Source organism: Bacteroides sp. HF-4919 (assembly GCF_018860125.1).
Window position 1 is genome coordinate 452,381 of sequence record NZ_JAHKNF010000002.1, and the last position, 21,540, is coordinate 473,920.

The window sequence follows — 21,540 nt, forward strand, 5'->3', positions numbered from 1 at the left end:
TGATGCGAGAAGACGGTTTTAATCTCAGACCCACGGTGCACCGTTTTTTAATCAGCGGTGCACCGTTGATTCAACCTCCTCTGATAGCCGGTTAGAAGTTGATCTTAAACCCGGCATTAATCTTTACGCCATAATATTCCGCCTGCATCGTACGGTCTTTTGTCCCCTGATAATAGCGGAGCGGCTGATTCAGCAGGTTGTTTGCTTCGGCATAGAGGGTGTAGTGTTTTGCAAAAGTGTAACTGGCGTTTACGTCCAGATAGCTCACACGGTCATAATAGCGGTCGTGAAAGGCGTCTTCACCCATCTCGTCAATAAAGGCGGAGGCAAAGTTATAACTCAGGCGGAGATTCAGCCCGCTTTTCTCAAAATAAAGTGATGCGTTGGCGGTATGCTTCGGAGAGCCCGGCAGGCTCAGGTCCTTTTCGTTCTCGCGTCCTTCGAAGTTGAAGTCTTCTACACGGGAGTGAGTGAAAGTATACGTGCCATAGAAGCCGACACATTTCAGGGCAGGAGCGATAAATCCGAAATCACGCTGGTAAGAGAGTTCCATACCTATCAGATTGGCATTGCCTGCATTCTTGGGTTGGATAAAGCGGTTGTATAGGTTGCCGTTGTATTCGTAGTTCGTAGCCACCTGGTTGACAATGAAGTCGTCTATCTTCTTGTAGAATACTCCTGCGCTGACCAGGCCGATACTCTTGAAGTAATAATCCGCGCTCAGGTCGAAGTTATAAGAAAGAGTCGGTTTCAAGCCGGGATTACCCACTGTCACTTCGTTATCCGAACGTTTAATGTTGACGCTGGGCACCAGGGCGGAATACTTCGGGCGCGACAGCGTCTGGGTAAACGAACCGCGTACCTTGAATTCTTCATTTATGCTCCACTTCATAAGGAGTGACGGAAGGAAGTTGATATAACTGTTTGTTTCTCGGGCAGTCTTTGAGGTTTGGTCTGTTTCGTCGTCATACGTCCGTCCGGTATAGCTGAGGCTGGTATTCTCAATGCGTAGTCCTGTCATCAGCTCCACGTTGTCGGTGAGTTTCTGGTCGAAGCGGATGTATCCCGAGCTTACAGTCTCGCGTGCTTCGAAGTTGCCTGCCAGTTCTTCCTGTACCTGTTCTTTGTCAAATAAGGAAGGATTGTTCAGATCCAGTGAGCCTGCATATTCTTTGCTGGCATAAACACCTGCCTTGTATTTGTTACTCGGCATGAAGTTTTTGTTAGTTTGATCTACCGTATTTTGCAGGCTGTGGGTCATAAATGCATCTTCATCTTTCGGGGTATATTCATAGAAATCCACCTCCTTGTCTTTGGTTTTGCGCACTACTTTGGCTCCAAACTTCAGTTTGTTTCCGTTTTGGAACGGAAGCTTGAAGTTCATAGAGAATTTCAGATCTTCTTCTTTGATGTCTTGTTGTTGTTCGGTAAGTTCTTTCAGGCCGGAATCCTTGTTCAGCGTCATCGTAGAGCCGGGCTTCGGAGTAGCCAATGGTTCGCGTTCGTTACTCAGATCCATATCGAATTGTTGCTTCTTGAGCTGAAAGTCGATGTAACGCTCGTTCGGACGCTCCTCGGTTGCTTGGGCATAACTGGCGTTCCAGTCCATAGATAGCGGTCCGAACAGATGCTCCCCGCCCAATGTGAAGTCCATTGTGCGCTGGCGTTCCAGACGGGCATTCCGATTGTCGGGTGTGCCGGCTTTAGTCTGTACGCGTACGGTTGCTTTGCCTTCTTCGTCCAGATCTTTAAGAGTAGTGCGGTACCGGTTTTCCCAGTCGTTCCGGTTATTGAAAATACCTTTGAACATCAGTTTATGGTTTTCGTTGATGTCCCAATCCAGGGCTGCCGAATAGCTCTGGCGTTCGCGGGTCACATAATACTGGCGTATCTGATAGTCATTGATGTATACATTGCCTTTATCGTCTTTCTCCCAGAGGAATTCCGTATCGTACGAACCCGAAGGGGCATTTTGATACGAAGCCGATAGCATGACCCCCAGTTTATCATTAAAGAAGCGGTCGCCATAAGTCAATCCCAGGTTCAGCTGTGCCTTTTCGCTGATCCAGTTGTAGCCGGAACCGGCTGTGGCTGTCAGCGTACGTTTATAAGGAGAGTTCTTGGTGACCAGATTGATCGATCCTCCGATGGCGTCGCCATCCATGTCCGAGGTTACCACTTTGCTCACTTCGATGGTCTGAATCATATCTGCCGGAATCAGGTCAAGCTGCACGTTACGTGTATCACCTTCTGCCGATGGGATGCGGTTACCGTTGATCGTGACAGAACTGAGGTCTGCCGATGTACCGCGCACCTGTCCGAAACGGGCTTCACCCTGGTCATATTGAACGTTGATACCCGAGATACGCTTCAGCGCATCTCCGATGTTTGAGTCCGGAAACTTACCTACCTGATCGGCAGAAACCACATTCTTGATGCCCAGACTGTTCTTTTGTGAGTTGATGGCGCGGCGCTGGCCTTGAAAAGCACCGCCTATTACAATTTCCTGCAATTCGACCCCTTCATTCAGTATGACATCTCTTTCGAGCGTCTTGCCTTCGGGAATCGTTATTTTCATTTCTACGGGAGCATATCCCACATAGCTTACTTTTACGGTGTAAGTTCCCGGATTGAGATTGGCGAAGGTATAAAAACCGTTTACGTCGCTCGTTACTCCTGTTTTCAGATTCTCGATGTAGATCGATGCCCCCGGTAATGTCTGTTTGGATGTGTCGATGATACGTCCCCGGATCGTACCTTGTTTTACTACGTTTGCTTTTTCATCGGCGTAGAGATGACCGCCCATGTTCGATAATAAAAGAACGAATGATACCAGTTTCAGAATTCGTTTCATATTTGTTAGTATGCGTTAATAATTTGTTGCAAAAGTAGAGGGAGGAAGTTTCGTCACTTTTACAGTTGTTTGAACGCTGGGTGACAAAGATGTTACATCTGTATGACCGTAAAGCTTCTTTCGGGTAACTTGAGTGATACGTTTTGTACGCTGAGTGATAGCTTATCCCTGAAAAAATGCGTAAAATTGCACTCAGGTTTTCCATTATTAACTAACAAAATAAAACTATGCATTTGACTACAAAATTATTTCTTGCCGCAACGCTGCTTGCCGGTAACCTGTTTGCTTCATTTGCCGGCGATGTTACGCTGAAGATTACGAAGAAGTATATCAACCTTCCCGTGTCCCACCAAATGGACCGGAAGAAAATGACATTCGAGGTGAAAGGGGCTCCGGAACGTAATTTCGTGATTCGCCTGGCCGACGGGAAACCCGATTATTGGGTATTTTGCGATGTTTCTTCCTGGAAAGGCAAGACACTCCGGATCAGCTATGAAGGAGAGTCTGCCGGATTGGAGAAGATCTATCAGGACGATGTGATTGCGGGGCAAGACAGCCTGTATAAAGAGAAGAACCGTCCGCAATTTCACTTCACTACCCGTCGCGGATGGATTAACGATCCTAACGGATTGGTTTACTATGAAGGCGAATACCATCTTTTCTATCAGCATAATCCTTACGAACGAGAATGGGAGAACATGACCTGGGGACATGCTGTGAGCCGTGACCTGGTACATTGGGAGGAACTGCCGGATGCTTTGCACCCCGATGAACTGGGAACCATCTTTTCCGGTTCGGCCGTGATCGATTATGATAATACCGCCGGATTTAATAAAAAGGGAGAGCCGGCACTGGTAGCCGCCTATACAGTGGATAATCCGGAGAAACAGCGACAGTGCATTGCCTACAGTCTCGACCGGGGACGTACGTTTACCAAATACGAAGGCAATCCGGTGATAGACTCAAAGGCAAAATGGAATAGTAAAGACACACGTGATCCGAAAGTTTTCTGGTACGCACCCGGCAAACATTGGGTGATGGTGCTCAACGAGCGGGACGGACACTCCATCTACAACTCTTCCGACCTGAAGAACTGGGAGTACAAGAGCCATGTTACCGGTTTCTGGGAATGTCCCGAACTGTTTGAGCTGCCGGTTGACGGAGATAAGAATCATACGAAATGGGTGATGTACGGAGCCTCGGGTACTTATATGCTGGGATCGTTCGATGGTCAGACATTTACTCCGGAGGCGGGTAAGTACTACTATTATACAGGAAGTATGTATGCTGCCCAAACCTATAGCAACCTGCCTGCCAGTGACGGACGTCGCATCCAGATAGGCTGGGGACGAATTTCACACGATGGCATGCCGTTCAACGGAATGATGCTGCTGCCCAATGAACTGACTCTTCGTACTACTTCAAAGGGAGTCCGTTTGTTTAGTGTTCCTGTCAGGGAGGCAGAGCAACTGTTCCGGCCGGTAGGAAACTGGACATCACTTACTTCTGATGCAGCCAACGGGCGGTTGCAATCATTTTCCGATAAAGACTGTTTGCGGATACGGACTACCATCAAGTTATCACATGCCACCAGTGCCGGACTGAATCTTTACGGACAGCCTCTGGTGGATTATGACATGAACTCCAATCTGATAAACGGTGTGTTCTATTCACCCGACGACCGCACCAGTATGGAACTGACAGCCGACATATACATCGACCGTACCTCCATCGAAGTCTTCATCGACGGAGGAGCTTATTCGTATTCGATGAAACGAAGCCCGCGTGAAGGAAATCGCGAAGGACTTCACTTCTGGGGTAACAACATAGAAGTCAAGAACTTGGAAGTGTTCTCGGTAAAATCCATCTGGTAACGAACATTTTCTTTTGATAAGGCGTCCTGTTTCTTTGCTTCAGGACGTCTTATATACGTATTACTAAGGAGAACACAGCATGAAAAACACAAATCTATTCCGGTTCGGCATTTTGCTTTTTGCAGGCCTGTTCGTATTCCTGTCTTCTTGCCAACGGAAGGAAGAGGCGGACAGAAAATATGTTATAGGTTTTTCTCAGTGCACTTCCGATTCCTGGCGCGAAGCCGTATTGCTCGAAATGCAGATTGAGGCCTCCAATTACCGCAACGTGGAGTTGGTAGTATATAATGCAATGGATAACAGCAGCCGGCAAGTAGCCCAGATCCGCAAACTGATTTCCCAGAATGTGGATGTGCTTATCATTTCACCCAACGAAGCTGTTCCCATTACCGACGTGGCAGTGGAAGCCTACCGGAAAGGCATTCCTACCATTATCCACGACCGTAAGATACAGTCGGATGAATATACAGTTTCTATCGGCGCCAATAATTACAACATCGGTTCTGCCATCGGCGAATATATCAACGGACAACTTTCTCCCAATTCCCAAATACTTGAAATATGGGGACTGGAAGGCTCTTCGCCCGCCATGGAACGCCATGACGGGTTTATTGACCATCTCCGCAGCGACAAAAACTTCCGGGTGACCCAGGTTTTTGGTAAGTGGCACTATAACAGTGCTTACGATGCTGTCAGTAAGCTGCCTGCTTTTACAGATATCGACTTGGTGTATGCCCATAATGATGTGATGGCTCTTGCTGCACGTGATGTCATTATGAAGCGTGACTCCGTGTCCGGCAGACGTATCCGGTTTATAGGTATCGACGGAGTATATGGTGATGGAGCCGGGTTGCAGGCTGTAGCCGACGAGAAATTGGAAGCCTCTTTTCAGTATCCTACCGGAGGAGCTATCTCCATTCAGGTGGCCATGGCCATTATCAATGGGGAGAAGGTGAAGAAAAACTACGTATTGAATACCGCTATCATTAACCGGGGAAACGCAAAAACCATTCTGGCACAGTCCGAACAACTGAATCATTACCAGAAGCGGATCAACCGCCAGAAGCAGGAAGAAGACAATCTGCTGTCTCGTTTCAAGTTCCTGCGCAACTCCACCATACTGATCCTGGCGTTGATGTTACTCATTATCCCTTTGTTGGGATATGTCATGTACATGAATCTCCGTATCAAGAACAAAAACAAAGAACTGTATGATAAAAACCAGCTTGTAGAGGCGCAGAAGGAGGAACTGGCGGTCAAGAATAACCAGATAGAAAATATCTCGAACCAGAAACTGCAGTTCTTTACTAATATCTCCCACGAAATCCGTACTCCCCTTACGTTAATACTGGGGCCGGTAAACAAACTGATTAAAAACTCCAGGCTCGATCCTTCTATTCAGGAAGATGTGGCTTTGATGAAGCGGAACGTAGACCGGCTCTACCGGATTGTCAACCAGATACTCGATTTTCGCAGGATTGACAACGACAAGATGAAACTGATTCTGCGTCAGGTAGATCTGATAGGAATGGTCAGAGAAGTCTTCGACTACTTTACCGGTATTGCTCAGGAGAAGCAGATTCATTATCAGTTCCGCACCAACATCGATGAACTGAATATCCATATCGATGTCAATAAGATAGAGCAGGTATTGGTGAATATCATTTCGAATGCTTTTAAATATTCGGATGGCGGCGGGGATATTTCCGTCAGGATTACCGATGAGGCAGAAACTGTTCTGGTGGAAGTGGAGGACCACGGGCGGGGAATTTCAAAAGAGAGCATGGAGCATCTCTTCGAGCGGTTTTATACCGGTAATAAAACATTCGGTACGGCAGGTTTCGGCATCGGACTTAATCTTTCGAAAGAATACGTCGATTTGCATGACGGTGAAATTCGTGTAGAGAGCCAGCCCGGAGAATATACCTTGTTCAGCGTCAGGCTTTATAAGGCCATATCCCATTATACCCACGAATATATACTGGAAGAGACTGACCGTTTCAATCTGAGTTATCATGACATGGAAGTGGATACGACGATAGTGAATGAAATGCTGTCCACGACCTACGATTATCATATTCTGGTGGTGGAAGACGACCCCGATGTGCGATACAGCCTGCGGAAGGAGCTGTCCGACAATTTCCGGGTCGAAGTGGCGGGTAATGGCAATGAAGCGTTGGATCTGTTGGGGAAGGATGTCGCTTTCCACCTGATTCTGAGTGACGTGCTGATGCCTGGTATGAATGGTTTCCAGTTGGTTAACCGGGTGAAGAACGATCTTGCTTTCAGCCATATTCCTATCATACTTCTGACTGCTTTGTCCGAAGACAGCCAGCGCATTTACGGCATTGCCGAAGGGGCGGACGAGTATATTCCCAAACCTTTCAACATCGACTTCCTGAAAATACGTATCATCAACATGATTTCGGAACGGCAAAAGATGAAGGAAGCTTATATGAAGAATCTCCGGGCCGGTACGATGGACAATGTGGAGGTATGCAAACTGATGAAGGTAGACGAGTTGTTCAGGGACAAGCTGCTGAGCATTGTCGACACGCAATATGAAAACTCCGATTTCAGCATCGAAGACTTGAGTGAACATTTGGGATTGTCGAGGGTGCACCTTTACCGGAAGATGAAAACACTGTTCGGGGTTTCACCCACCGATTACCTGAGGAATTACCGGCTCAATAAAGCAATGCTTTTGCTTAAAGCCCGGCAGTACAATATCAGTGAGATAGCTTATATGACCGGTTTTACTTCGCCCGCCTATTTCACTAAATGTTTCCGTACACTTTATGGGGTCACTCCGACAGAGGCAATGGTGGCTAACTGAATATGGGAAACAGATCGTTCTGTCTACGCACCGTATGCAACTCTGTATACAGTACGTATATAGAGTAGTATACGAGCCGTAAATAATGCTGTATACGTATTATACAAAATTGTCCCGCATTGAATTTTCTCAATGCGGGACGATATGAAATGTGCCGGTATGTTTACTATCAGGCCGTTGGATCATCTACAATATCGTCATCACCACTCCCCTGGGATGCGCCGATATTGATAAATCGACTGACAGTTCTCGGCGTTTTTAGCATTGTCTGCGAACTGTGGCAGTATTGTGTAGTCAGTCGCAGCTCATAGGTTCCGTCTTTCAAGTCGGCAGGAAGTAGCACCAATACTTCCGAAGGGTTGTTTACTGCTATCATATCCATCGGTAGCTTCGTTTCCGTGCCTTTTTCATCAATCAAGACGATACCTACGGCAGAGTCTGTACCTGTTACTTTGATATTCTTTCCTTGCAGACGATAGTTACGTCCCGCAGTTGCACTACCGTCCGTAGCACGGGTGGCGGCGTCTTCACCGCCGATGAAGTAGGCCGGGTCACCTTTGGCTCCCAGAATTTTCACGCCGGTCCGTGCGATAGCTTCACGTAAATCCTTATCCTGATTGAAGGAAACATAGATAGAATTTTTCTCGGGATTCCATATCCCGCCGTCTATCACACCGCGAAACTGTGGTACGGCACGAAAAAGCCCCGTATTGACAGAGTATCCGTTCAGTACCAATTCTGATACTGTGCGCTGAAAGAGATCGACGGCATGCTTTAAAGTCTCTGCCCGCAAGCCGGTATCTTCTTTCTTCATTTCATCCAGTACATCGGATAGTGTCAGGTTTCCGGCGCTCTCCAATACCAGGATTTTGTCTTCTTTGTTGTCGGTGGTTACGGTATTGTCCGCAAGCCAGCCTTTGAGTTCGGTTTTCATGATTTGTTAAGTTTAAAAGTGAATATTATTGTTTGGTGCCTTTTACGCAACGGACAGAATGCCCGTCACCTTTCGGACCTTCAACTTGTATTTCTATGCTAAGTGTAGATCGAGCATCAAGAACAAGCCTACGCGCCCAATTATTATTACTATTATTATTATCACTACTCCAATAAAAGCCAACTTCTCCGACAAAGTGTGTCCCTACTGTACCACATCCTCCTGCTCCTCTTGCTCCTGCTACAGTGAGAAAGATTCCTTTGCTGTTATTCATAAACCATACGCCTTTATTAGTCACTATTTTATTTGTACATCGAGAAAGTTTAGTCAATTCGTTTATCGATGGCGTTCGCCATCCTGAACCATACGTCGTAGGGTTAAGTCTTGTACATGGATCTATATTGTTTCTATTATAATCTTGATTCCAAGTATAATAATATCCATAATCAGTCGAAGTAGTCCACACATAATTATTACTCGCTCCTGTACTTTTCAGATTCCCGTCCGCCCATATTAATTTGGCCAGGTCTTTCTTATCCTGAGCCGTACATCCGTTTTGCGTAAGATTAATATCATTCTCCAACACATTGATGCCGGGACCTTTTTTAAACTGTATTTTCATCGTATAGCTTTTTCCCTCTTTCAGTTGTACGCTCCCGGTGGAGGTGATTTCAGTGTTGTTGGGCACAATCCGTCCACCTACCGTCAGCGTATTGAAATGCACTGTAATCGTTCTGGCCCCTGCAAACGGAACCATGCGTATGGTTGTACTCAGGGTCGTGTTCGGACTGAATGCCGCCGTATTATTCGTGTTGGCAGCTACCACATTGCTCGAGGGACCGATCTTCCACGATGTGGAGCTTCCCCCTTGCTTTACGTATACACCCGTGCAATTGCTGATCGTATTGCTTGGAAATCCGGTAGGACTGATGGTAATTGTCAGTTTACACAGCTTCTGATTGAAACTCACCGGAAGAAGATTGTGGCTGAGGCTGTTTACATTCGTTATATCTCCGGAATCGAAGGTCATGAAGTCCTTGCTCATGTTAGGGATAGACACTGTGCTACTGTTGTAGGTATATGATGTGGGCATAGCTCCCAAGTCGGCAGCGGCAGTGGTATTAAAGGAGTAGCCCACCACGCGTATCGTTCCCGAGCGTGTCAGCAATTTCCCCTGTTTGAGTGCAGGAATGCCCGTACCATTGGAGGTGTAATCGGCCGCCGACTGGAAGACATAGTCATTTCCGGACTTCCGGAAAACAATCAGCCGGAAATAAACTCCTGCAGGTACGGTTGCACGGGTACTTACACGGGGTAGGGTATCTTCCGTCAGTTCCATCGAGGCTATCCGGGGACCTTCATAGTCCGGTTGCTCTCCCGTGCGTGTAGGTGAGAAAGCTTTTACCCCCACCCATTCGGCGATCAGGGGAGAGTGGCTACGGGTCGAAGCGTCATTAAAAGAAGAAGAATGATAGTTGTTGTCACCCGTCAGACTGATCTGGATGGGGATTAACTCGTCGGCAGTATCCCCGCTGTCAGCAGACAGGGGAGTCATTCTGTCATCTTCCGCACATCCTGCTATCGAAAGGCACAAACACAGCCATAAGGCTTTACCGAGACACTCTCGCATAATAAAAGTTCTATTCATATACTATGATATTAAAGTGAATAATCGTATCAAAGACACATTGCGGACCTATACATCCTCGTATAAGTCCGGAAAGGCTGTTTGATACCACTTTTATTATGCGTAAGTTCGTGTATTACAATCAGATATAACGGTCTTGAATACACAATGGTGTTTCAAAAAACGTACGTTTTTTGAAACACCATTTTTACTCTCCGCACTAAATGCAAGGAGGATAGATAAATGACTGATAATTAAAACGATGTAGAAAAATTTGCACAGATAAAAAAAGCGTCTTATCTTTGTTGCATCAGACGTACGTCTTTTGAAACACCATTTGAAAAACTAAATCTGTATTTTATAAGTCTAACTTCCAGTTTATCTCCACTACATTACAGAACTTATCTATAGCACGAAACAAACTGGCACCGGTCAAATATTCATTCAATGTCAGATTCTTTGCTATAGACAAAACGCTTTCTGTCCATAGCAAAGAATCTTGTTTCTCATTTCGTTCAACATGTATGGAAATACCAAGTTATCAGCACTTTTATAATCTTGTTATCATGCCTTTTATAGTTGCATGTGACACAACATTGTCCTCATGCTAACCTTTGAATCAAGTTTGTTTAATAGGTTAGTTTAAAAGTGAATATTATTGTTTGGTACCTTTCACGCAACGGACTAAATAGCCATTAGTTAGGAGAGAAAACCAAGCACCAGCATTACCGACATACATAGATGTTGATGTAAACTCCATAACATAACAATTACTTCCACTGCTCCCTAATGTTGAAGTCACATAACAACCATGATCTGTATATCCCGCTCCACCTGTACCCGCTCCACTTTCCTGTCGCACTCCTCCAGCTTTTAAAAATATCCCCAGACTTTTATTCATAAACCATATACCTCCGTTAGTATAAACTTTATCTGTACATCGTGCCAGTTTTTCCAGTTCATTTTTAGATGGTGTTCGCCAGCCTGTGCCATAATATGCAGTATTCAATTTAGAACACGGATCTCCGGTACTGCCATCATAAAGTTTATTGAAGGCATAGTAATATCCGGTTTCTGTCTGCGAAGGTGCCCACACGTAATTGGCGTTTCCCATACTTTTTAAATTTCCTGTAGCCCATCTCAGCTTTGCCAAATCATTCTTATCATTTGTGGTACATCCGTTTTGTGTCAGGTTAATGTTACTTGCCGCCAATTGTATCCCCAATTCAAACTTCAGCGTAATGGTATAACTCTTTCCCGGTAGCAACTGCACATTCTGGCTTGAGGTGATATTCCGGTTATTTGCATTGAAATAATTGCTGAACGTCAACGTACCGATATGCACCGTGATTGCCCGGGAACCCGAAAAAGGAACTAACCGTACAGTGGCAGTAGAATTATTGGCTATATTGAATGTAGGTGTATTTCCGGTATTGGCACTTACATTATTTGTAGAGGGACCTATCGTCCAGGCAGACGCATTGCCCCCTTGAGAAACATATACGCCCGCACAGTTGGTGAACGTGTTGCTCCCAAACTGAGACAAGGAGAGCTTAACCGTCAGCTTGCAGAGTTTCTGTGTGAAACTAACAAGCGACAGATTGTGGTTGATTTCGCTCACACCCTCTATATCCTTCGAGTCATACACCATAAAGTCATTACCCATATTCGGGATAGTGACGGAAGTGCTGTTATAAGCATAGGATGAAGGGATCGCTCCCATCGCTGCCGTACTATTGAACGAGTATCCGATCACACGGACGGTTCCCGCTCTGGTGAGTAATTTACCTTGCCTGAGTGTGGGAGCGGAAGCCCCGTTCGTCGTAAAATCCGCTGCCGACTGGAACACATAATTGCCACCCTCATTACGGAAAACGATCAACCGGAAATAAATGCCGTTGCCCAATGTAGAGGCACGGGTAGTGGCTTGTGGCTCTTCGCAGAGCGTCATCCGTACCGCTGAAGGCCCTTCGTAAGGCACGGCAGCGGGTATGGCCCTGCCGGTGGGCGGCTCTTTCACCGGCACCCATTCGTCCACAAGCGTTCTTCCTCCGGTTGTGCCGGGAGTATCAACATGGCTTTCCATATAGCTGCCATCCTCAACCCGGCTGACCGTAACAGGGATCATGTCCTCTCCGTCCGGTTCCGGGCTGTCGGGGTTCACAACATTGTCGCCACACGATGTTATCATTAAAAAAGCTGCGCACAGACAGCATGTGCTTAACGCACGAAAGCCTACATACAGAAGTTTTGTCTTCGTATTCATAACTCAAATGTTTAAAAATGAATAAAATAGATCATACTCAGCAAGGCCTTCCCATTAATGAATGGGAAGACCGGCTATGGCAGGCTGTGAATACAGCTTTTATTTTGAGGTAAGTTTGTGTAAATTAGACAGTTAGAACGACTCTTGTGTTTCAAAAGACGTTCCTTTTTTGAAACACAGTTTTGGCTCTGCGCACTGAAGGCAAAAGGAAGAGATAAATGACTGATAATTAAAACAATGCAGAAATATTTGCACAGATGAAAAAAGCGTCTTATCTTTGTTGCATCAGACGAACGTCTTTTGAAACATTACCTTCCTTTTAATAAAAGACAATCCACTTATTACAAGAATCATTTTTTTCAAATGCTTCATTATTAGCTTTATCCTTTCGTTACATCAGTGGGTAACCGGATTGATAGTCTGCCGGTATTTTTGCCGGATGTTACCATTCTTATATTATTTGTTTCCTGCGTTATATCGCTTCTGTACTATTCTGGCTAACCTTGCATCAACAATCACACATCGTATAACTACTATAAATTTAAAATCAAAATGAACAGAGAGAACAAACCTTTATTCCTATATACCTTTATCACCGTCTTTGGTGGATTGATTGTGGGATTAAATATGGCAGGTATTTCCGGAGCCGTTCCTTTCTTACAGGAACAATTCATGTTGGATGATATGGCTTTGGGATTGGTGGTAAGTATTCTGACCGTAGGTTGCCTTTGCGGTGCTTTGCTGGGAGGAGGTTTTAGTGACCGTTATGGCAGGCAGAAAGTGATGTTCTCGTCAGCTATCTTTTTTATTGTTTCTTCTTTAGGTTGCGCATTGGCTGTTAATCTGGTTTCACTGCTGGTTTTTCGCCTGATATGCGGGCTGGGTATCGGAGTGATCTCTGCTGTAGCACCTATTTATATATCCGAGATTTCTCCCGCCCGCCTAAGGGGAACACTGGTCTCTTACAACCAGCTGGCTGTTGTGATAGGAATCCTGATTGCTTATATTGTAGATTATATATTGCTGGACTACGAGCGGAACTGGCGCCTGATGCTGGGATTCCCGTTCTTCTTTAGTGTAGCCTACCTGCTACTGCTGGTTATATTGCCCGAGAGCCCGCGATGGCTTTCGGCCCGCGGAAAAGCAGACAGAGCCAGACAGGTGGCCAGTAAACTGAACCTGGAAGCCGGTGAGATGACCGTGTCCGACACAAACACACAAGAAGGTAGAGATAGGATAAAGGTAACAGAATTGTTTAAGGGTAACTTGGCTAAAGTGGTTTTCATAGGTTCTATACTGGCCGCCTTACAGCAAATTACGGGTATTAACGTCATTATTAATTACGCCCCTTCTATTTTTGAGATGACAGGTGTTGCCGGGGATATTGCCCTTGTGCAATCCATCCTGGTGGGCGTGGTGAATCTGTTGTTTACCCTGATTGCTGTGTGGCTGGTCGATAAAGTAGGGCGTAAGATTCTGCTCCTTTGCGGAAGTCTGGGGATGGGGGTCTCCTTGCTTTACCTGGTTTACACCTTCGTGGTTCCGGCAGCCAATGGTATCGGTGCATTGATAGCTGTGCTATGCTATATCGGATTCTTTGCCGCTTCACTGGCACCTTTGATGTGGGTGGTGACTTCCGAGATCTATCCTTCCCGCATCCGCGGAACAGCCATGTCGCTCTCCACTGGAATCAGTTGGTTATGTACTTTCCTCACCGTTCAGTTTTTCCCTTGGATACTGAATAACCTGGGCGGATCGGTCGCATTCGGAATCTTTGCTGTTTTCAGCATTGCTGCATTCGCATTCATTTTATTTTGTGTGCCCGAGACTAAAGGAAAGTCACTGGAGGCAATAGAAAAAGAATTGGGAGTGGATAAAGAAGCTGAAAGGACCGCGAAAGAAGAACATGCTTTCTCGAAAATATAATAAACACAAAATTGGATATAAGTATGAAACAAAGTAAAAGAAATGTATGGTTGTCCGTTTGCGCAGGACTCTTGTTCTGTTCGTGGGGATGCGGCTCTCAAGTGTCGGATAAGCCGGTAACACTGGAAACGTTGTTGGACGAAATGGTATCGGTGGAGGAGCAGGCGCTATATCCGGTTCCCTCTTATACTTGTCGTCAGGAAAGTAGTTATGACCGTGCATCGGTATCACCCGATTCTGCCGGTTGGTTTGCCAATAGCGATGGGTTTGGAATCAAGCGGGTAGATACGGTGGCAGGCCGCATTGAGAAAGTGATGTTCGACGAAGTCGGACCTGGAGCGATCACTCGTATCTGGATTACTACTATTGACAAACGCGGTACATGGAGGTTTTATTTCGATGGTTCCGACCAGCCGGGCTGGATCATTCCCGCCTATGACCTGATGCGGATCAATGTGCCCGGACTGGGAAAGGGAATGTTGCAGGCACACACCAGCTATACGCCCGAAGGTAAGGGAGGAAATACCCTGTTCCTGCCTATCCCGTATGCCCGTGGATGTAAAGTGACGTTCGAAGACGAACCGGGAGTGAATCCTACTCCAAAATATTACCACATCAACTTCCGTAAATATCCGGAGGGTACACAGGTAGAGACCTTTTCTAAGGAGGTAGTGGAGAGAGCGGCACAGAAGATTGCCGAAGTAGACAACCGTCTTCTTCAACCGGTAGCCGGCCGTAAAGGTGAGATCCTCCGGGAGGAGAAGAGTATTCTTCCTTCCGATTCATTGGTCATCCCTCTGCCTGCAGGCGAAAATGCGGTATACGAAGTGAAGTTCAATATTCGTACCGATAATCCTGAACAATATGCCCAGTTGATGCGGGAATTGGTGTTCAGTGCCGGGTTTGACGGAAAGCAGACCGTATGGGTACCGTTGAGTGACTTCTCCGGAGGTGGTATGGGTGCCCCCAAGGTAGATAGCTGGTATCTGACATCCGATGGAAAAGGAAATATCTCCAGTCGTTGGTTGATGCCTTACCAAAAAGATGGTGTGCTGAAAGTACTTAACCTCTCTTCCCGGTCGGTTGCTGCTGCAATGGAGGTGAATGTAGCTCCATTAAAGTGGAATAAAGATCGTTCGTTGTATTTCTATGCTTCATGGAGACAGGAGAACGGTATCTACATCCACGATAAACCCGAAGAGGCTGACCAGTGTGTAGAATGGAACTTTGCTACCCTGAAAGGTAGAGGTGTCTACAAAGGCGATTTACTTTCACTTTATAATCATGCTCCGTTGTGGTATGGCGAAGGTGATGAAAAGATTTGGGTGGACGACGATACTTTCCCATCACATTTCGGCACAGGTACGGAAGACTACTATAATAGCTCTTGGGCACCGGTAGTGCCTTTCTATACTCCATTTGGAGGAGCCCCGAGAGCTGATTTGGAAAGCTCTCACGGTTATAATGCTTTCTATCGCACCCGCCATCTGGATGGCATCCCTTTCAATAAGAGCTTTAAGTTCGATATTGAAATGCTGGGATGGAAACGGGGTGAGGTTGATTATGCCACTACCATTTACTGGTATGGTGATCCGGAGGCACAGGTATTTGGAACTTCAGGTATTGAAGGAGCCCGCCGGCAGCTGCTGCCTGCTGTCGAAGCTTCGGCAAACTGAAAAACATATGATAGTATTATTTAAATTTTTAATTAAATCTAATTGGTGAATATGAAACATGAAAGACCTTGCCTTGTGGCCTCCGGAAGTGACTGGCTGCAAGAAGTGTTGAGAAGGCTTTTGGTCTGGGTGGTTGTCTTGTTCTCGGGGACAATGATGGCATACGCAGGCAATCTGGATATCAGCCAGGTGAAAGTCATTACGGGTACGGTGACCGAAAAGGAAACAGGTGACCCGCTGATCGGAGTAAACGTGTCGGTAAAGGGCACTTCGAAAGGTACGATTACGAATCTGAATGGTGAGTATTCGGTTGATGTGAATTCGGATAAAGATATTCTGGTATTCTCATTTATTGGAAAGGCTACACAGGAGAAAGCTGTGAAGGGATTAAGCAAGATCGACGTGGTGATGGCCGATGATGCCACGATGTTGGGTGAGGTGGTTATCCAGACCGGATATATGACGCAGCGCAAAGCCGATCTGACCGGTTCGGTTGCCATTGCTAATACCTCCGATTTGGCTCAGAATCCTTCGACTAACGCGCTGAAGTCTTTGCAGGGAAAATTGCCGGGTGTATTTATTACTGCCGATGGTAGCCCCAGTGGAAATGCTTCGATACAGATTCGCGGACTTACGTCATTGAATGCACAACCCAACCCGCTGATTGTACTCGACGGATTGGCAGGAGACTATAACCTGCGTGATATCAACCCGGCGAATATTGAATCGATTCAGGTGCTGAAAGATGCGGCTTCGGCCAGTATTTATGGTTCGAGAGCTGCCGGTGGTGTGATTATCATCGAAACAAAGAAGGGTAAAAAGGGTGAATCGAAGATTAGTTACGAAGGTCGTGTACAGTTCTCTAAATGGGTTAACAAACCCGACTTGTTGAATACCGATGAGTATGGACGTGCTATCTGGCAGGCGTATGCCAACGATGACAAACTGGGTGAGATCAAACAGAGTGTCCGTTTCTTCGATTACGACTGGAGTTATGATGGTAACGGTTATCCGATACTTAACTCCGTGAAACCGGTGGAATGGCTGAATACAGCCAAGACTATGCGCTCGGCCGATACTAACTGGATCGACGAAATATCCCGTACCGGAGTGTCGCAGAATCATCAGATTTCAGTATCGAGTGGTACTGAAAAATCACGCACTTTCTTCAACCTGGGTTATGAAAACACGGAAGGTATCCAGATTGAAACCTTCTGGAAGAAATATTCGGCCCGCTTGAACTCGGAATACGATTTATTGAATGGTCGTCTGAAAGTAGGTGAGAATCTGGAGTTGAACTACATGAACTATCGCGAAGCCAATCATACTCAGCTTGCAGCGAATGAACCCCCTATCATTCCTGTATATACCGAAACCGGTGGCTGGGGTGGTGCCTCTCTTGATGTGGGTATGGACGATTATCGTAATCCGGTGAAAGACCTTATCCTGGGAAAAGACAATGTCAATAAGTTCCTGAAGGTAATTGGTAATACGTATGCCGATTTGATGATTATCAAAGGGTTGAACCTGAGAACATCGTTCGGTGTAGACTATCGCGGTTCATACTATCGCGCAGTCGATAAAAAATGGGGTGAAGCAGACGGTTCGGGCCGTGATGAAAAGTTCAACTATGTCCGCAACGATCAGACTCATTTCCTGGAATACCAGTGGACCAACCAGATCAACTATAACGGGCAATTCGGAAAACACTCGATAGGAGCTGTGGTCGGAATGGAATTCACGAAAGCTGAAAGCGAAGCATTCTATGCACGTAAAGACGGTTTGACCCTGGAAGACAGAGACTATGCTTTTTTGAGTTCGGCTACTGGTGACAAGATTACAGAGGCTACCGGTTCGGGTGATGCTTATGCTCTGTTGTCATACTTCGGTAAGTTTAACTATTCGTATGCTTCCAAATATCTGGCATCGGCAACATTACGTTATGATGGTTCTTCCAAGTTCGGTGCTGATAACCGTTGGGCAGTCTTCCCGGCATTTTCTTTGGGATGGAGAATAAAGAATGAACCCTTCCTTGAGAATGTAGATTTTCTTTCGGACCTGAAACTGAGATTCAGTTGGGGACGTAATGGTAACTCGGCTATCCCGAGCGGATACCTGCAAAGTAGCTATGTAGCCGATTATAATGGAACTTCTTATGCTATGAACGGACAGGAAAGCGGTTCTCTACAGTCTGGTTTCCGTAAATATCTCACCGGTAATTCGACATTGAAATGGGAAACTGTAACACAGACCAACTACGGTATTGATTTTGGTTTCTTCAACCAGAGCCTGGTCGGAACAATCGATTACTTTTATAAGAAGACAACCGATATGCTTTATTTGCCCCCTTATATCGGTGCATTCGGTGAAGGTGGAGATACTTATGTGAACGGTCCGAGCATGGAAAACCGAGGAGTTGAAATCTTGCTGACATACCGGAATAATCTTCCGTCCGGATTTAGTTACAGCATTACGGGAAACCTTGCCACTTTCAAGAATAAGATTACCGAATTGCCGGACAACGTGAGAAGTGTATATGGTGGAAACGGTATGTTGGATGATATCATCGGACGCCCCCGTAACTCTGTATACGGCTACGTGGCAGACGGAATCTTCAAGACACAGGAAGAGGTGGACAACTCACCGCAGCAGGCAGGAAAAGGTTTGGGGCGCATTCGCTATAAAGACCTTGACGGAGACGGACGTATCACTCAGGACTACGACCGCACATGGATTGGTGTCAGTGACCCGGACTTTACTTATGGTTTGAATCTTCAGGCTTCGTATAAGAATGTAGACTTGGCTCTCTTCTTCCAGGGTGTGCATGGCGGAGATGTTTGGGATTCATGGATTGAATACAGTGACTTCTGGAACATTCAGAATGTGAATAATACCAATCACCTGAAAGGCGTATTTAATGCTTGGTCCCCTCAAAATCCGGACTCTAACATTCCGGCTCTGTCTACCCGTAATACCAATGACGAAAAGCGTACGTCTACGTATTTCCTCAAAGACGGTTCGTACTTGAAGTTGAGAACGATAGAGCTGGGATACACTTTCCCGGAAAGTATGGTGAAGAAAGCCATGATCAGCCGCTTGCGTGCCTATGTTTCGGCTAACAATGTATTCACTATCAAGAAATGGTGGGATAGCAATCGTTTCTCAGGTCCCGATCCTGAAATCCGTGATTTTGGCTATGTCATTCCATTTACCGCTACAGTCGGAGTTAATATAACCTTTTAAATAGAAATAGTATGAAAACCTTTTATAGTTTATTTCTGTCATCTGCCCTTTTGCTTTCCTTATTGGTGACGAGCTGTGCCGACCAATTGAATATTAACCCTAAAGGGGTGCTGGCTGATGATTTATTATTAGGAAAGCCCGAACATATTGATGATTTTGTGACTCCGTGCTATTCGCTGATCCCTTATCTGCCCTGGTCGGAAGCTCATGCATGGTGGATGCATGGTTCTATCCGGTCGGATGATGCTTACAAAGGCGGATCGGGTGTAAGTGACCAGTCGGCCTGGCATGATATGGAAGTTTTCTCTTCTGTAACTGCCAATGTAGGCAACAATGACGGACCTTGGTTCAAAGGATATGTAGCGATATCCAGATACAACCTGGCACTCTATGCCCTGTCTAAAGTTACCGATGAAAACTATCCGTTGAAAGGTGTACGTACCGGTGAGGTGAAATTCTTGCGCGGAGCTACCTATTTCTTTATGAAGACTCTGTGGAGATACATTCCTTGGGTAGATGAAGAGAACGGAAGAACGGTGGAAGATGTGACTAATATCTCGAACCGGCCCAATGGTACTGATGATACATATTTGTGGGAACACATTGTTGCCGATTTGGAAGAGGCTGTCAGACTGTTGCCTGAAAAGCAGGAAGAGATAGGCCGTATCAACAAGAATGCCGCACGGGCAATGGCCGCCAAAGCCTTATTGTTCATGGCGTATAAACAGGATGCAAGACATCAGGTAGTCGAGGTGGATAAGAAGATTCTGGAACGTGCTTTGGTTTATATCAACGAGATCACTGATCAGGAAGGTGGAAATGTAGGTTTATGTGAAGACTTTGCCGAAAACTTCTTGCCGGAATATGATAATGCTACCAAAGAGGCTATTTGGGAAATCCAATACTCTATCAATGACGGAACATCAAGTGGTGGAAATACAAACAACGGTGCGGAGTTGAATGCTCCTTCCTGGGAACCTTATTTCCCATGTTGTGATTTCCATAAGATGAGCTTTAATATGGCAAATGCTTTCAGAACCGGTACGGACGGATTGCCTTTGTTCGATACGTTTAACGATGCGGAAATGAAAGGAAGATATAAAGAGTATTTCAATGAAAATAGCTTTGACCCTCGTTTGAGTCATACGGCGGCTATCCCGGGATATCCTTATAAATATAATCCGGATTTGCTGTACGAGGAAAAGGCTTCCAGAAGCCCCGGTGATTATGGTTATTTGAAATCTGTTAAAGAGTTGGTTCCTGCCGGTTGCGATTGTATCATTGTGAACCGTAATTCGATGAATGTGAAGCAAATTCGTTATGCTGAAGTCTTGTTGTGGAAAGCTGAGATCTTGATTCAGTTGGATCGTCACAAAGAAGCTCGTCCTATCATTAATAAGCTGCGCGAACGTGCTAATAACAGTAGAATTCGCTTGTTGATGGCAGATGGTACTCCTTACATGAATTATAAGGTCAGCTTGTATACCGATGAGGCTGCTTGGACCAAAGACTATGCATGGAAAGCATTGATGTTTGAGAATCGCCTTGAAACAGCATGTGAAGGAAGACGTTTCTTCGATCTGCAAAGATGGGGAATCCTGGAGCCTACGATGAATGCTTACTTCAAAAAAGAGAAAACCCGTTTCTCTTGGATGAATAATGCTGTCTTTGTTGCGGGAAGAGATGAGTATAAACCTATTCCTCAGCAACAGATGAACTGGGCGAAAGGAAATTATATACAGAATCCGGGTTACTAATAAAAAAACAGACGATTATGAAAAGAATATTATACTTTTTCTCTGTGATGCTTTGTATACTTGCCGTCACAGGTTGCCAGGATCGCGATATCATTGATTTTAAAGATGGGGTTTCCTTACCTCCGGTGACCGATTTAAAATCGTCACTGACACCTGATAATGATGCAGTGTTGGAATGGAAACTACCTTCAGCGATTCCGGAAGAGATACAACGTCCTTTATCCGTTTATGTTCAGGTTTACAAAGGGGCGGTGCTGGAGCATCAGATTTCTTTGGAAGGTGAACCTACTTCGTGGGAATATACACTGAAAGAGCCTGAATCGAAATATAGGATTGTGGTTAAAGTCCAGGGGATGTTGAAAGAAAAAAACTATGGACAATCAGATGAAATATATTCGTTGGGACAAACAGTTTCTATAAATTGATTGAGAGAAAGAGGGTGTCCGAAAAGGGTACCCTCTTTTTTTATGTAAAAGTCCGAACTTTCCCAAGCTCGGACTTTTTAATTTGCTCTAAAATGTTTATCTTAGAGCATGTTAATCGATAG

11 protein-coding genes are annotated in these 21,540 nt (G+C 45.6%); 7 read left to right on the forward strand and 4 right to left on the reverse strand.

What is annotated here, in order from left to right; translation table 11 throughout:
* Nucleotides 1–91: 91 nt before the first annotated feature.
* A complete protein-coding gene (locus tag KO473_RS06040; protein ID WP_122130101.1) occupies nt 92–2,854 on the reverse strand; it encodes a TonB-dependent receptor in 2,763 nt (920 codons plus the stop codon).
* Between the two features lie 227 nt (nt 2,855–3,081).
* Between KO473_RS06040 and KO473_RS06045 the strand changes: the two genes are divergently transcribed.
* Both KO473_RS06045 and KO473_RS06050 read left to right on the forward strand, forming a co-directional pair.
* On the forward strand, nt 3,082–4,728 hold the full coding sequence (locus tag KO473_RS06045) for a glycoside hydrolase family 32 protein (RefSeq protein ID WP_005782940.1): 1,647 nt from the start codon (nt 3,082–3,084) through the stop codon (nt 4,726–4,728).
* 79 nt (nt 4,729–4,807) lie between these two features.
* Nucleotides 4,808–7,564 (forward strand): substrate-binding domain-containing protein, encoded by a 2,757-nt coding sequence (locus KO473_RS06050; RefSeq protein ID WP_005822470.1) that lies wholly within the window; start codon nt 4,808–4,810, stop codon nt 7,562–7,564.
* 169 nt (nt 7,565–7,733) lie between these two features.
* Here KO473_RS06050 and KO473_RS06055 read toward each other — a convergent pair whose 3' ends face one another.
* The 3 genes from KO473_RS06055 to KO473_RS06065 form a co-directional block, all read right to left on the reverse strand.
* Nucleotides 7,734–8,498 (reverse strand): DNA-binding domain-containing protein, encoded by a 765-nt coding sequence (locus KO473_RS06055; RefSeq protein WP_032543411.1) that lies wholly within the window; start codon nt 8,496–8,498, stop codon nt 7,734–7,736.
* 25 nt (nt 8,499–8,523) lie between these two features.
* Nucleotides 8,524–10,146 carry an FISUMP domain-containing protein gene (locus KO473_RS06060; protein WP_216035091.1) on the reverse strand — a complete coding sequence of 541 codons (1,623 nt, stop codon included), beginning with the start codon at nt 10,144–10,146 and terminating at the stop codon, nt 8,524–8,526.
* 634 nt (nt 10,147–10,780) lie between these two features.
* Nucleotides 10,781–12,391: a hypothetical protein gene (locus KO473_RS06065; RefSeq protein ID WP_005822465.1), complete on the reverse strand. Its 1,611-nt coding sequence runs from the start codon at nt 12,389–12,391 to the stop codon at nt 10,781–10,783.
* A gap of 552 nt (nt 12,392–12,943) precedes the next feature.
* Here KO473_RS06065 and KO473_RS06070 point away from each other — a divergent pair.
* The 5 genes from KO473_RS06070 to KO473_RS06090 are packed head-to-tail and all read left to right on the forward strand — an operon-like array spanning nt 12,944 to nt 21,418.
* Nucleotides 12,944–14,317, forward strand: a complete 1,374-nt coding sequence (locus KO473_RS06070; protein ID WP_005822463.1) for a sugar porter family MFS transporter — start codon at nt 12,944–12,946, stop codon at nt 14,315–14,317.
* A gap of 23 nt (nt 14,318–14,340) precedes the next feature.
* Entirely contained in the window at nt 14,341–15,993 is a 1,653-nt protein-coding gene (locus KO473_RS06075; RefSeq protein ID WP_005822462.1) for a glycoside hydrolase family 172 protein, read from the forward strand.
* 51 nt (nt 15,994–16,044) lie between these two features.
* Nucleotides 16,045–19,236, forward strand: coding sequence for a TonB-dependent receptor (locus KO473_RS06080; RefSeq protein ID WP_005822461.1), 3,192 nt, complete (start codon nt 16,045–16,047; stop codon nt 19,234–19,236).
* Between the two features lie 11 nt (nt 19,237–19,247).
* Complete coding sequence (locus tag KO473_RS06085) at nt 19,248–20,993, forward strand: RagB/SusD family nutrient uptake outer membrane protein (protein ID WP_005822460.1); 1,746 nt, start codon at nt 19,248–19,250, stop codon at nt 20,991–20,993.
* Between the two features lie 17 nt (nt 20,994–21,010).
* A complete protein-coding gene (locus KO473_RS06090; protein WP_005822458.1) occupies nt 21,011–21,418 on the forward strand; it encodes a DUF4945 domain-containing protein in 408 nt (135 codons plus the stop codon).
* Nucleotides 21,419–21,540 lie beyond the last annotated feature (122 nt).

Bases quoted from the DNA above. Each gene is read 5' to 3' on its own strand.
- KO473_RS06065 (WP_005822465.1), bottom strand. From the start codon at position 12,391: ATGAATACGAAGACAAAACTTCTGTATGTAGGCTTTCGTGCGTTAAGC.
- KO473_RS06045 (WP_005782940.1), top strand. From the start codon at position 3,082: ATGCATTTGACTACAAAATTATTTCTTGCCGCAACGCTGCTTGCCGGT.
- KO473_RS06075 (WP_005822462.1), top strand. From the start codon at position 14,341: ATGAAACAAAGTAAAAGAAATGTATGGTTGTCCGTTTGCGCAGGACTC.
- KO473_RS06050 (WP_005822470.1), top strand. From the start codon at position 4,808: ATGAAAAACACAAATCTATTCCGGTTCGGCATTTTGCTTTTTGCAGGC.
- KO473_RS06040 (WP_122130101.1), bottom strand. From the start codon at position 2,854: ATGAAACGAATTCTGAAACTGGTATCATTCGTTCTTTTATTATCGAAC.
- KO473_RS06070 (WP_005822463.1), top strand. From the start codon at position 12,944: ATGAACAGAGAGAACAAACCTTTATTCCTATATACCTTTATCACCGTC.
- KO473_RS06080 (WP_005822461.1), top strand. From the start codon at position 16,045: ATGAAACATGAAAGACCTTGCCTTGTGGCCTCCGGAAGTGACTGGCTG.
- KO473_RS06085 (WP_005822460.1), top strand. From the start codon at position 19,248: ATGAAAACCTTTTATAGTTTATTTCTGTCATCTGCCCTTTTGCTTTCC.
- KO473_RS06055 (WP_032543411.1), bottom strand. From the start codon at position 8,498: ATGAAAACCGAACTCAAAGGCTGGCTTGCGGACAATACCGTAACCACC.
- KO473_RS06090 (WP_005822458.1), top strand. From the start codon at position 21,011: ATGAAAAGAATATTATACTTTTTCTCTGTGATGCTTTGTATACTTGCC.
- KO473_RS06060 (WP_216035091.1), bottom strand. From the start codon at position 10,146: ATGAATAGAACTTTTATTATGCGAGAGTGTCTCGGTAAAGCCTTATGG.